The sequence below is a fragment of the Prevotella mikamonis genome (assembly GCF_055381405.1).
Genome location: NZ_AP035785.1, coordinates 1,740,001 through 1,753,197 on the forward strand (window position 1 = coordinate 1,740,001; position 13,197 = coordinate 1,753,197).

A 13,197-nucleotide genomic window follows, 5' to 3' on the forward strand; every position below is an offset into this window, starting at 1 on the left:
GACCAGACTTCGTTAGACTAACTCAGGCAGAATTCCGGGACCTTAGACGACGGTCTGGATTCTTCTCCTCTCGGGGACGGACCTTAGCACCCGCCCCCTTACTGCACAGCTCCGGTCCGTGAGCATTCGGAGTTCGTCAGGTCGCGATAGGCGGTGAAGCCCTCTTGACCTATCGGTCGCTCTACCTCTCACGGAGAACACTGTACGCGGCACCTAAATGCCTTTCGGGGAGTACGAGCTATCTCCAAGTTTGATTGGCCTTTCACTCCTACACTCAACTCATCCAGAAGCTTTTCAACGCTTATTGGTGCGGTCCTCCATCCCGTGTTACCGGGACTTCAACCTGGTCAAGTGTAGATCACTTGGTTTCGCGTCTACCACCACCGACTATACGCCCTGTTCAGGCTCGCTTTCACTGCGGCTCGGGTGCTGAACACCTTAACCTTGCCGGTGACGGTAACTCGTAGGTTCATTATGCAAAAGGCACGCCGTCACTCATTACTGAGCTCCGACCGCTTGTAGGCGTATGGTTTCAGGAACTGTTTCACTCTTCTCATCGAAGTGCTTTTCACCTTTCCCTCACGGTACTGGTTCACTATCGGTCTCATGGGAGTATTTAGCCTTACCGGATGGTCCCGGCGGATTCGCGCAGAATTCCTCGTGTTCCGCGTTACTCAGGATACCACTATGCCCCATTGTGCTTCGAGTACGGGACTGTCACCCGCTACGGTCCGGCTTTCCAGACGGTTCCTCTCACACGCAAGGTACAACGGCGTGGTCCTACAACCCCCCGGATGCGTTGCCACAACCGGGGTTTGGGCTGTTCCCCGTTCGCTCGCCACTACTGGGGGAATCATTCATTTATTTTCTTTTCCTCGAGGTACTAAGATGTTTCAGTTCCCTCGGTTAGCCTCCCCGCACAGCGGGGATGACCGTCCTTCAGACGGCCGGGTTGTCCCATTCGGAAATCCGCGGATCAAAGATTATTTGCATCTACCCGCAGCTTATCGCAGCTTATCACGTCCTTCATCGCCTCCATGAGCCTAGGCATCCGCCATACGCCCTTACTTACTTTCACGGCACCAAAATAAATTTGGATGCTCATACTTTGTACTGTTGTTATATTCTACAGTCTTGCTTGTGTCAATATGTCAAAGATCGGATGTGAGTCTGTAAGTACGTAAGTCTGTAAGTTCATGAGTTGTTGACCCATGGATTCATCACTTACTACCTATACCCACTGTTGTGGAGAATAACGGATTCGAACCGTTGACCCCCTGCTTGCAAAGCAGGTGCTCTAGCCAGCTGAGCTAATCCCCCGCAAGGGTTTACACTACAGAGTAGTCCCAGGCAGACTTGAACTGCCGACCTCCACATTATCAGTGTGGCGCTCTGACCAACTGAGCTATAGGACTCTGTCCGGCGGTGTTCAGGCCTCTGGGCTGGACCGCCCGGCTTCCCTTTTCTCTTATTTTTAAACAGATCAAGAAGTACAAGAAAAAAAACGAACCATACAGGTATCCAACATACCATGCTAAAACCCACGGCTCCAGAAAGGAGGTGTTCCAGCCGCACCTTCCGGTACGGCTACCTTGTTACGACTTAGCCCCAATCACCGGTTTCGCCCTAGGCCGGTCCTCGCGGTCGCGGACTTCAGGCGCCCCCGGCTTTCATGGCTTGACGGGCGGTGTGTACAAGGCCCGGGAACGTATTCACCGCGCCATGGCTGATGCGCGATTACTAGCGAATCCAGCTTCGTGGGGTCGGGTTGCAGACCCCAGTCCGAACTGAGACCGGTTTTAAGGATTGGATCGCATTTGCATACGACCGACGCTCTGTACCGGCCATTGTAACACGTGTGTAGCCCCGGACGTAAGGGCCGTGCTGATTTGACGTCATCCCCACCTTCCTCACACCTTGCGGCGGCAGTATCCCCGGAGTGCCCGGCATTACCCGATGGCAACTGGGAAAAGGGGTTGCGCTCGTTATGGCACTTAAGCCGACACCTCACGGCACGAGCTGACGACAACCATGCAGCACCTTCACAGAGGCCCCGAAGGGCATCACCATCTCTGGATCTTTCCTCTGCAATTCAAGCCCGGGTAAGGTTCCTCGCGTATCATCGAATTAAACCACATGTTCCTCCGCTTGTGCGGGCCCCCGTCAATTCCTTTGAGTTTCACCGTTGCCGGCGTACTCCCCAGGTGGGATGCTTAATGCTTTCGCTTGGTCACATGGTCCGAAGACCATACAACGGGCATCCATCGTTTACCGTGCGGACTACCAGGGTATCTAATCCTGTTCGATACCCGCACTTTCGAGCTTCAGCGTCAGTAATGCTCCCGTAAGCTGCCTTCGCAATCGGAGTTCTTCGTCATATCTAAGCATTTCACCGCTACACGACGAATTCCGCCTACGTTGTGCATACTCAAGCTCGCCAGTTCGCGCTGCAATTCAGATGTTGAGCATCTACATTTCACAACACGCTTGACAAGCGGCCTACGCTCCCTTTAAACCCAATAAATCCGGATAACGCCCGGACCTTCCGTATTACCGCGGCTGCTGGCACGGAATTAGCCGGTCCTTATTCATACGGTACCTGCAAAAGGCCACACGTGACCCACTTTATCCCCGTATAAAAGCAGTTTACAACCCATAGGGCCGTCATCCTGCACGCTACTTGGCTGGTTCAGGCTTCCGCCCATTGACCAATATTCCTCACTGCTGCCTCCCGTAGGAGTTTGGACCGTGTCTCAGTTCCAATGTGGGGGACCTTCCTCTCAGAACCCCTACTGATCGTCGGTTTGGTGGGCCGTTACCCCGCCAACTGCCTAATCAGACGCATCCCCATTCCTTACCGCTGAACCTTTAATCCGAGTTAGATGCCTGCGTCGGATGCCATACGGTATTAGTCCGACTTTCGCCGGGTTATCCCGTTGTAAGGAGAAGGTTGGATACGTGTTACTCACCCGTGCGCCGGTCGCCATCAGGAATTGCAAGCAATCCCCATGCTGCCCCGCGACTTGCATGTGTTAAGCCTGTAGCTAGCGTTCATCCTGAGCCAGGATCAAACTCTACATTGTAAAATCTGTCTGTGTTCCATAAAAGGAACTTATATACCTTCGCTCGTAGGATTAGCATTCATGGTCTAAAGAATACCTGTCTCAATATCATATTGACGGTTCGTTTCTTTTACCCGACTCTCACCGTATCAAAAATACGGAAGAGTCGCTCTTGTACTACTTCTCTGTCTATGTAAATCTTTTCAAAGAACTCTTTCTTCAGTGCTACGACGAACGCGCTGTAGGCGTTGTCCTCGTAAGCGGATGCAAAAGTAATAAGAAATAAAACAACTACCAAACGTTTTCAAGAAAAAGTTTCAGAAAAAGCCATCTTTTTCTAGGTTCTTGACAAAAGCAAAAAACAAGCTTTTATTTCCACCTTATTATATTATACTCTTGCTATCTTTTGCATTTATCAAAATTTTAAATGCCTCCCTACTTCAACAAACTACGCTTTACTTCACAAGGATTTCCCACAGCCAAGGAATCATCAGGAATATCATGTACCACCACCGAACCTGCTCCGATAATACATCTTTTCCCTATCTTCACACCTGGCAAGACCACCACTCCACCGCCTAGCCAACTGTCTTCGCCTATCACGATGGGATAAGAAGTCTCTTGCGGTTTCCTGCGTGCCCCATAATCCATTGGATGCTGTGGTGTATAGAACTGACAAGCAGGCCCAACTTTCACATAGTCCTCAAATGTCACGGTAGCTCCATCCAGCACCACACAGTTGTAATTGATAAAGACATGATGCCCCATCCGTATACCGTTGCCATGATCGCAATGGAAAGGTGGGCATACAGCAGAGTCGTCAGGAATACCAGGAATCAATTCTTGAATCAGCTCACGGTATTCCCTGCTATCAATCGTCAACATTTGCAACCGAGCGCAAACTTCCTTTGCATGCGCCAGGCTAGCCAAAATTTCTGCATCAGAAAAGTCGTACAACCGTTCCGACCGCATCTTTTCGAATTCCGTCATATTTCTTAGTATTAGTAACGTGTGGCTCATGCCGAAAGAGCATATCGGAGTTTAAATGCAAGTGGGCGAATCAAAATCCGCCCACTACATGCACTCTACCATGCCTGAGACACCCCTTCTATCTTTGAGGGGCAGACACGTATTATTTTGTTTCCGCAGCCTTCAGATGCGTAACTTTCAAGTTGCTTATCGCACTCTTGAACTGTCCGGCTTTCTGCAATGGGAACACGAGCGTACGCATATAGTACATATCGCCACGCTTACCGAAATTCATTTTCTTCACATCCAGGGTGCTCACCTTCTTGCCATTCAGATAAAGCACCGTACTCTCGGACGTACCCTCAATAGCTACATGAGCCTTCTCGCCGGGATAGAAATTCACCCCAAAGTTATATAGATAGCCGTCACGACTGAAACCGAGGAATCCACTCACAGGGTCGGCCAAATAGAATTTGGATTCGGCAGATTCAAACAACACCGTACCGGGAGCTTCCACACGTGCATCAATATCAAATTCCACACGGTAGTTCCATCCCATCTGCTGCACACCGGTTTCCTGTCCAGGTGTCACCTGAGCCAACTCCAATTTAAAGTCTGCGCCATGTCTGCCCAGCACGTTCTGTCCCACGGCCTCACTCAATCCCTGACACTTTTCCTTGAACTCAGCATAAGAGAATGTCGGTTTCGCACCCGTCCACATCTTGGTAGCCAACGTCTGCATAGAAGGCAACACACGATGATAAACATCCTGCAAACTCACACCATTGCCAACAATATCGTTCCATACGGCAAACATACCACCTTTAATCTGCGGATGACGCTCCGGGAATATGACTCCATACACATTAGCCGGCGTCCACTTGTTATACAGACGCTCGTTTTCCAGATAATCGTAATAATATCCGGCTTTCGGAACGATATACACATCGCCATCTGGAATGCTGACAACATCATAGCCTAGCTTCACCATGTCTTCGGGTTTTGCATAGTCATTAGACCACAACTGCATCAACACGTCTTTCACCTTGATAGGAGTCTTGCCGTAAGCATGCGTCTGCTGACCCCAAATCACGGCCTTCTTGCCGAAACTCTCCACATAGCGGATATATCTGTCGGTGAAATAGCGGAATTTCTCGCGCAGCTCGACCGTCTTGTTAGAATATTCGTCAGTACCGATGTGTACCCACTTACTGCGGAACACAGGCTCCGCCCCTTCCAGATACTCCTTGAACAATCCGTCGAGGAAAGTATATGTATCGGGATTGAACAGGTCGAGATGGTCCATGCCATACTCCTTGCTAGCCAAGTCGGGACGATACTTCGTGATGGCCAGCGAGTGGGCCGGCACGTCGATTTCGGGAATAATCTCCACTCCCAGACTATCGGCATACTTCTGCAGCTCTATAAACTCCTTCTTCGTATAGAAGCCATCACGCGCTGTCAGCCCAGGATAGGTATCGCATTCCAGTCGGAAAGCAGCCTGTGTCTTCATCCAGTCGTTATCGAAGAACTGCTTGAATCCGCAGTCTGTCAGATGAAGATGGAAAGTGTTCATCTTATAATAAGACATCAGCTTTACATACTGGCGCAATGAGCGCATGGGGAAGAATTTGCGGCCACAGTCGAGCATGAAGCCACGGACAGCATAGTCGGGACTATCCGTCAACGTACCGCAAGGCAACGTATGTGCCACACTCTGCTCTGCTATTTGAAGAATCGTGCGTGTAGCCCAGAAGAGTCCCTTGCCAGAGGGAGCTGTCACCTTGGCCGACTCACCTATGGTAATGGCATAGCTCTCTGCATTGCTGCCTTTCTGCGCCTTCACCGCAAACGCGATATCGCCCTTCCTGGCCTTGCCTTTTACAATGGGCAGACGCCGACCGAACATCGTAGCATAGTCATCGGCAAAGCGTTGCAATGTCTCAAGCATCATGGCATCGGCTTTTTCATACGTGATACGTGCGGGAGCAAACACTCCATCACCACCTTTCCACGTTTTCAGTTCGGGCACGGTAAACGGTTTCTCATTCACAGCCTGCATCAACATTGGCAGGCAGCACAGAAGACTAAATACAAAAGTCTTTTTCCAAAAGTTCATGATAATAGAAATTTGATATTTTTTCTGTGTACAAAGTTAATCATTTTTCTGAAACAACACATATTTTCCAACAAAATAAAATTATTTTCCTTGATTTTCTGCAAAGGCCTTGCAGAACTGCTGCAAAGGTCAAACAGCATTGCTGCAAAGGCCGAACAGCAATGCTGCCAAGGCTTTGCAGCAAAACGACAGATTCGACGATGCAATATCGACCGACCCATTTTCTTACATGAAACATGCAGAGTGAACGCCGGCAAGTGAGGTGGTTTACGAGAAAAAGCGTATCTTTGGACTTTCAATCAAACTACACGACATGCGCAAATTCGCTATCATCATATTGTCATTGACCGTCGGCATACCGGTATTCTGCCAGATGCGTGGCTACAAGGCCGACTTCCACCTGTCTGAAAAGCATTTCTGCGACACTATCGACATCGAATACAAAGACGGTCAGGTGTACGTGCCCGTCACGATGAACGGACAGCGCAAATGGTTCAACCTCGACACCGGCAGCAGTCAGGGCATGGTATATCTGGGAGCATCTATCGGTTATTGGACGGAATTGGGCAACGTGGTATCGCGCGATGCCAACGGACTGGCCGACACGGTAAAAGTAGTACGGATGCCCGACTTCCGTCTCGGCCACCTCACCGTGTCGGGATATGTGGCCTCGATGACAGCCCGTCGTCCCGTAAAAGCCAACTACGACGCCATCATCGGTTTCGACTTGTTCCACAAAGGTATCTGCGCCAAGATAGACGTACGCCACAAACGGCTCATCCTGACAGACAACCGGCACGCTTTCGACCGCGAACAAGGCTACACGCTGAAGTACAAACTGAAATGGTTCGTACCCTACATCCTCGTCAGTCCGTTTATGCGCCACGTCGACGAGGTGCTGTTCGACACCGGCGCAAAGCAGCTCTACACCATGAACAAAGAGAGTTTCGACAGGCACGCATATAAGAGCAAGAACGTGGAATCGCAGGTAGAGGGGCGCGCACAGGGCCATCTGGCCATCGGAGTGCATGGCACTGAGGAACGCTCCGAAGTGGCATTCCTGCACTTGGACCGCCTGAAATGGGATGAATTCTCATTTACCGACGTGCGTGCCATCACCACCCAAGGGACTTCGCACATCGGTGGGAGCATCCTGCAATACGGCACGGTGATTATCAATCCATTCGAACGCCGACTGACATTCGCCCCTTACAATGGCAAGGACAGCGTCCGAGTGGGCAACAGACAGTTGGGTGTGGCCTTCACACCGCACAAGGGAAGGGCCGGCGTGGGACTCATCTTCGAGAAGAGTGCTGCCTATCAAGCCGGTCTGCGCGAAGGCGACATCATCCTGAAGATTGACGGTCGCACCATTCCTACGTTTCAGGACTTCCTGAATTTCAGGCTTACGGAGAACCAGTGTCACGTCTTCACCGTCTTCAGTAGGAACGGAAAGATGCGCGAGGTGGCTGTAGAGGCAGAACAGTAAGTGAACTATCATATATAAAAAAGGTAATTCTGCAGCAATTTCACTGTCAGAATTACCTATACTCCCAGCTATATCTGCCGATTCAACACACCGGTACAGAAACAATCTTCACTCCTTTTATCAAGTATTTTGCTGCCTTGACAGGCTCATCGCACCCTTCGAGCGGAGGACATTTGTCTTGGTTGGGTGTGTTTCTATCTGGCAAATTGCGCCACAAACCGGTGCGCAAGCTGAGTCTTTCTACTGCTTGCACGGCATGAAGATTGGCATGTGGCACACCTCCGATGACATACTGACCAGTGCCTCTAGCCGATACTATGACCGCGAAATGCTCCCATGTCTGCGGCTGATAATGCCCGACAACCGTGTTCCCCATCTTGATTTCGCCCCGATGGAACGAGAAACTCACAGCCCGCTCTCCATGCCTGTCTGTCACATCCACCTCGAAAGGCTCGTCGTTCTCTGCCTGTACCATGTAATCAAAGGAAATAGCGACACATCGAGTCGACTCAAACACACGGATGGCACGAGCATAGTCGTAGCGGTCGGAGTCGACCATGCAGAGGCGGTGAGCCTTATCTACAGAGACATCGGCCCACTCCGGCCGGTAGATATTCCAATTCCTGACGGGTGCGCCCGGTGCAGTCTGAGCGAAGTCATCGCCTACAGGCCCTTGCCAGCGAGTGCGGGCAGGAAGCTGAATGCGACTCACCCAGATATCTTCCTTGTTCACGCTGTAAGTCAGCCACGCACAGCTATCAGCTGGATTTTGTTCCCCCTCGGTGATTCCACGCACATAACAAGGTCCGAAATCCTTGTTCTCGCCGAAGAAACGGCGTGGCGGAACTTCGCCATGCACCACTCCCATATCATCGAATACGATGCCGTCGTCACTGCTCGTCAGCACCAGTGGATAGCGATAAGGCTGCGTTTCGATGGGATTGTACGCCATTGCATAGCGCCCGTCTGCCGTGCGCTGTCCCCAGTTCTTGCCCCCTGCCATGATGAGCGAAGGCACTCTGACAGGCGTAGACCACGACAGTCCATTGTCGGAAGAGAGTGCTGCCCACGACCATTTCCACAAAGCCACCGTCTTTCCATCCTTGCGATGATAGTAAGACGTGGCCTGCACGGTGTTGACAGAGTCTTTCAGGCTATAGAATCCATCCTTCCCACGGTCCTCATCTATCCATTGAAGCGTCTTCAGGCGGTCGGCCAAAAGGGCATCGCAAGCTGCCACAAACCCTTTGTCGTGCGACCGGCGATAGAAAGGATAGGTCGTATTCTTCTCGCTCCACTGCGCATGAGAAGAGTAACGGAGAAAATAGATAGGGCCAAGCGAACCGTCACTTCGAATCTCGCGCACCACTCTGCCGATGCCACCTTCCTTGAACGGGCTGTAGCTATGCCCATAGAAAGCCACCAGAAGCAATCGTCCGCTCGGCGCAGTATAGAAGCCCATGCGTTGGTGCATGATGTAACCGTAATATGGTTTGGGAAAGGTGACACCGGCAGGAGCTTGATAGGGCGGGAAAGCCACAACGGGTTTGCCCCAATGGCGACCGTCAACAGAGGTGACAAGGAGGGTCTGTCCCGGCGGTTGATGCTCGTCTTTCGGATTGCTGAGATACTCCAGATAGAATTTTCCGCGCCAATACGTAATGTTTGGAGCATGGTTATACGTCCACCCGAACCCATCGGCAACATCGGGATGCGTGCGGTTGGCACGCATCACCTGCGTATTCTCTACACCTATTATATATGGTAGTCCGCCATCGTGAAGTCGCGGATTGCAGATATCTCCCCCCACATAGCTCACCGGTTCTGCAGCCGTGCCCGTCTGGGCAAGACTGACTGACGCCGTACCTATCAACAAAGAAAGTAGCAGCAACTGTTTCCTCATCATATCATCCGTATTAAATTATACCATTGTTTCGTTGCACAAATATACACAAATTAGAGTAAACGAAAATCCCACAAGCCAATATTTTATTTACCTTTGATTGCAAATTTGCGCAAATATCTGCTCTATACTTGCAAAATATTCCGAACTTTGCATCAACAATAACAATCAAGAACAACCTCCGCAAGCAGCAATGCCTCGCAGAGACTTCTAATAACAAACATTATATATGCTTAAACATTTACTACTTTCAGCCCTCTGTGCCGTCGTTTCACTCCAAGCCAGCGCACAGGGCGACGTCTATGAGAGATCAAAGACCTATGAGTGGCCTACCGACCAGCTCGTCATCAACAAACTACACCAATGGCAAGACCAGAAATTCGGCGTACTCTTCCACTGGGGAATCTACTCCGTGCCGGGCATGGTAGAGTCTTGGGCCATCTGTGACGAGGACTGGGTGACACGCGATACTACCATGACGTATCAGCAATATAAAGACTGGTACTGGGGATTGGCCGACAAATTCAATCCCGTGAAGTTCAATCCCGACCAGTGGGCAAGCGTAATGGACGATGCCGGTATGAAATATATGATCTTCACAACCAAGCATCACGACGGCTTCTGCATGTTCGACAGCAAGTACACCGACTACTCTATTGCCCACCATGCCTTCAAAGACAACCCCAAACGCGACGTGCTGAAATATGTGTTAGAGGCTTTCCGCAAAAAGGATTTCATGATTGGCACCTACTTCTCCAAGCCCGACTGGCACTCACAGTATTACTGGTGGGACGTGTATCCACAGAAAGCGCGCAACGTAAACTATGACATCAAGAAATGGCCGTGGCGATGGAATCAGTTCAAACAATACACCTACAATCAGATGAATGAGATTCTGTCGCGCTATGGCAAGGTAGATATCCTCTGGATGGATGGCGGATGGGTGTGCAAGGAGAACAACCAGGACATCGACATGCCCCGTATCGCCGAGATGGCCCGACGCAACCAGCCCGGCCTTATCATGGTAGACCGCACTATTCATGGCCCATACGAGAACTATCAGACACCCGAACGCACCATACCTGAAACCCAGTTGAACTTCCCATGGGAAAGTTGCATCACGCTGACCAACGATTGGGGATGGGTGCCTCGCCCCACCTGGAAGTCGCCTATGAAGGTAGTAAATATCCTGACAGAGATTGTAGCCAAGGGCGGAAACCTCGTTCTCGGTGTCGGTCCTACTCCCGAAGGACTTATCCAGCCCGAAGCAGCAGAACGCCTGCACAAAATTGGTAACTGGATGCGGGTCAACGGGAAAGCCATCTACAACACCGTCACCACCCCCAACTATCACGACGGCAACGTATGGTTTACCGCCAACAAAGACGGTCGCACGCTGTATGCCATCTATACACTGGCTGACGGCGAGACACTTCCCAGTCAAATCCACTGGAAAGGTAACTTGCCAAAAGGCAAGGTCGTACTGCTTTCCAACGGCAAGGCACTGAAAACCAAAGTCAAGGATGGCGAAGTGACCGTGACATTGCCCAAGGGTATGAAGCAAGAATCATTTGCCATGACATTCAGGCTATCCTAATCAGCTATCCGCTGAAAACCAATCTCCCCACCCTCTTTCGACAAGTCAGAGGGTGGGGAGATTTCGTTTACTTCGGCAGTGTCACCGGAAAGTCCTCACTGTCTACGTGTTCGGCCAGGATGATGGCCTTCATCCGCTCCACGATATCGGGATGCCGGGCAGCTACATCGTGGTCTTCGTGCAAGTCGGCAGAGAGATTGTAAAGACGCGGCACGCCCTCTACAACCACCATCTTCCACTCTCCCATGCGCAAAGCCATCTGATTGGTCTCCGAGAACTCCCAATATAAATAGGTGTGTCGCTGCTTCTGCTCGCCACCCAAGAGAGTCGGTACAAACGAGATGCCGTCGAAATAATCCGTCTTCTTACCACGATTGGCATACTTGCGCTTATAATCTTTCACACCAGCCAAATCGCAGAATGTAGGCATCAGGTCGTAGAAAGCTATCATCTCGTCGCTCACCTGCCCCGCCTTCACATGTCCGGGCCACCTCACGATGAACGGAACGCGGATGCCACCCTCGTAACACTGGCGCTTCAATCCACGCAACTTGCCATCCCGACCAAAGAATGCAGGGTCGGCACCTCCCTCCTCGTGAGGCCCGTTATCAGAGGTAAAGATGACGACGGTATTCTCGTCAAGCCCTTTCTCCTTCAACTTTGCCAACACCTCGCCCACATACTTGTCGAGCCTACTGATCATGGCTGCAAACTGCGCATGCGTGTGTTCAGTGGCATTGTAGCGCGAATTGCGACTGCCACCCCACGTCCTATCCACAAAAAACTTACCCCGATAATGCTCCAGAAGCGAATCGTCGGGCTGCACCAACTCGGCATGAGGCAGCGTATAGGTAAAGATACCGCAGAACGGACGTCCCTGCTCTTGCCTGTCGAGCCATTTCATAGCCTCGCGATGTATCAGGTCGGCCGAGTATTGCGGTCGTTTCCGATAGTCCTTACCATACATCGGGAACTGTATATTGTTCTCTAATACCACGCGCGACACAGCCGTGTCGCCGGCCGAACGACTATATTTATTCAAGAAATTGGGATAATACAGATGGGCCTGGAACTGGCAGATATAGCCAAAAAACTCGTCTACACCGCGCTTATCGGGCGTAGACACCGAACCCTCGTAGCCCCCGGCCCACTTGCCAAACATGCCCGTGGTATAGCCGTTGGCACGCAGTATCTCCGGTATGATTACATGGCTGGGGTCGTAAGGCATCTGCCCCGCGACACTGTAATCCTCATTCTGCCCGTACATCACCCGCGCACTCTGCGCCCAATACTCCTTATTGCCACGTACAAGCGTATGCCCGGCATGCTGCCCCGTCATAAAACAAGCCCGCGAAGGCGCACTCACCGGCGCTCCGGCATAAGCCTGCGTAAACCGCATACCATCGCGCGCCATACCATCTATATATGGTGTAGCGATGTTACGCTGCCCATAACACCCCAAATCGCCATACCCCATATCATCGCACATAATGTAGATGATATTCGGCTTCTGCCCCTTACGCGCGTAAGAAGGCACTACAGCCACCAGCGACAACGCTCCGGCAGCCAACGACATTCTATTCATTTCCATTGTTTTTCATCGTTGCAATCTATGCACAAAAATACTATTTTTTGTTGAATCAAGCAGAGACCGGCACGCATTTTTCTCAAAATTCCACCTTGTCCTTACTTCTCTAACATCCCCTACGAGCCTACTTCTTCCCCCTACTCACCCGTCCTCCATTTACTGCAGAGCCTTGGCAGCAGTGCTGCAAGGGCCAAACAGCAATGCTGCAAAGGCTCGGCAGTGTTGCTGCCTGGCCTTTGCAGTTTTTGAAATAACCTCGCAATTACCATCCGTACATCTTAATAAGTGTGCAAAACAGCATTTACCCCTATTTAAATCTCCATTATTACAAGGAAATTACAAATTAATTAAGATAAATTTGGATATGATATAATAAAGTACTATTTTTGCCATCATCAATCAAGCCTATACAAAAAAAACGTATAACTATTCACCAAAATCGCTTTTACCAGCAAAGTATATATAACATC

At 50.7% G+C, this 13,197-nt stretch carries 6 protein-coding genes, 2 tRNA genes and 2 rRNA genes (1 of these 10 only partly in view); 2 read left to right on the top strand and 8 right to left on the bottom strand.

Annotated features, from left to right (window positions below):
* The 6 genes from ACZ42L_RS07435 to ACZ42L_RS07460 all read right to left on the bottom strand — a co-directional run.
* Positions 1-1,079, bottom strand: a 23S ribosomal RNA gene (locus ACZ42L_RS07435); it reaches 1,819 nt to the left of the window's first position.
* Positions 1,080-1,246: 167 nt separating this feature from the next.
* Positions 1,247-1,320: transfer RNA gene (locus ACZ42L_RS07440), tRNA-Ala, on the bottom strand.
* A gap of 21 nt (positions 1,321-1,341) precedes the next feature.
* Positions 1,342-1,415: transfer RNA gene (locus tag ACZ42L_RS07445), tRNA-Ile, on the bottom strand.
* Between the two features lie 138 nt (positions 1,416-1,553).
* Positions 1,554-3,083: ribosomal RNA gene (locus tag ACZ42L_RS07450) — 16S ribosomal RNA — on the bottom strand.
* Together the 16S and 23S rRNA genes with 2 tRNA genes alongside form the textbook arrangement of a ribosomal RNA operon.
* 414 nt (positions 3,084-3,497) lie before the next feature.
* Complete coding sequence (locus tag ACZ42L_RS07455; protein ID WP_464705646.1) at positions 3,498-4,052, bottom strand: sugar O-acetyltransferase; 555 nt, start codon at positions 4,050-4,052, stop codon at positions 3,498-3,500.
* 142 nt (positions 4,053-4,194) lie between these two features.
* Positions 4,195-6,150: a family 20 glycosylhydrolase gene (locus tag ACZ42L_RS07460; RefSeq protein ID WP_464715710.1), complete on the bottom strand. Its 1,956-nt coding sequence runs from the start codon at positions 6,148-6,150 to the stop codon at positions 4,195-4,197.
* 313 nt (positions 6,151-6,463) lie between these two features.
* Between ACZ42L_RS07460 and ACZ42L_RS07465 the strand changes: the two genes are divergently transcribed.
* Positions 6,464-7,639, top strand: a complete 1,176-nt coding sequence (locus tag ACZ42L_RS07465) for an aspartyl protease family protein (RefSeq protein ID WP_464715711.1) — start codon at positions 6,464-6,466, stop codon at positions 7,637-7,639.
* A gap of 82 nt (positions 7,640-7,721) precedes the next feature.
* Here ACZ42L_RS07465 and ACZ42L_RS07470 read toward each other — a convergent pair whose 3' ends face one another.
* Positions 7,722-9,545 (bottom strand): hypothetical protein, encoded by a 1,824-nt coding sequence (locus tag ACZ42L_RS07470; RefSeq protein ID WP_464715712.1) that lies wholly within the window; start codon positions 9,543-9,545, stop codon positions 7,722-7,724.
* Between the two features lie 226 nt (positions 9,546-9,771).
* On the opposite strand from ACZ42L_RS07470, the gene ACZ42L_RS07475 reads away from it, so the two are divergent.
* Complete coding sequence (locus ACZ42L_RS07475; RefSeq protein ID WP_464715713.1) at positions 9,772-11,139, top strand: alpha-L-fucosidase; 1,368 nt, start codon at positions 9,772-9,774, stop codon at positions 11,137-11,139.
* Positions 11,140-11,206: 67 nt separating this feature from the next.
* On the opposite strand, the gene ACZ42L_RS07480 is transcribed toward ACZ42L_RS07475, so the two are convergent.
* Positions 11,207-12,730, bottom strand: coding sequence for an arylsulfatase (locus tag ACZ42L_RS07480; RefSeq protein WP_464715714.1), 1,524 nt, complete (start codon positions 12,728-12,730; stop codon positions 11,207-11,209).
* Positions 12,731-13,197 lie beyond the last annotated feature (467 nt).

Bases quoted from the DNA above. Each gene is read 5' to 3' on its own strand.
- ACZ42L_RS07455 (WP_464705646.1), bottom strand. From the start codon at position 4,052: ATGACGGAATTCGAAAAGATGCGGTCGGAACGGTTGTACGACTTTTCT.
- ACZ42L_RS07460 (WP_464715710.1), bottom strand. From the start codon at position 6,150: ATGAACTTTTGGAAAAAGACTTTTGTATTTAGTCTTCTGTGCTGCCTG.
- ACZ42L_RS07465 (WP_464715711.1), top strand. From the start codon at position 6,464: ATGCGCAAATTCGCTATCATCATATTGTCATTGACCGTCGGCATACCG.
- ACZ42L_RS07470 (WP_464715712.1), bottom strand. From the start codon at position 9,545: ATGATGAGGAAACAGTTGCTGCTACTTTCTTTGTTGATAGGTACGGCG.
- ACZ42L_RS07475 (WP_464715713.1), top strand. From the start codon at position 9,772: ATGCTTAAACATTTACTACTTTCAGCCCTCTGTGCCGTCGTTTCACTC.
- ACZ42L_RS07480 (WP_464715714.1), bottom strand. From the start codon at position 12,730: ATGGAAATGAATAGAATGTCGTTGGCTGCCGGAGCGTTGTCGCTGGTG.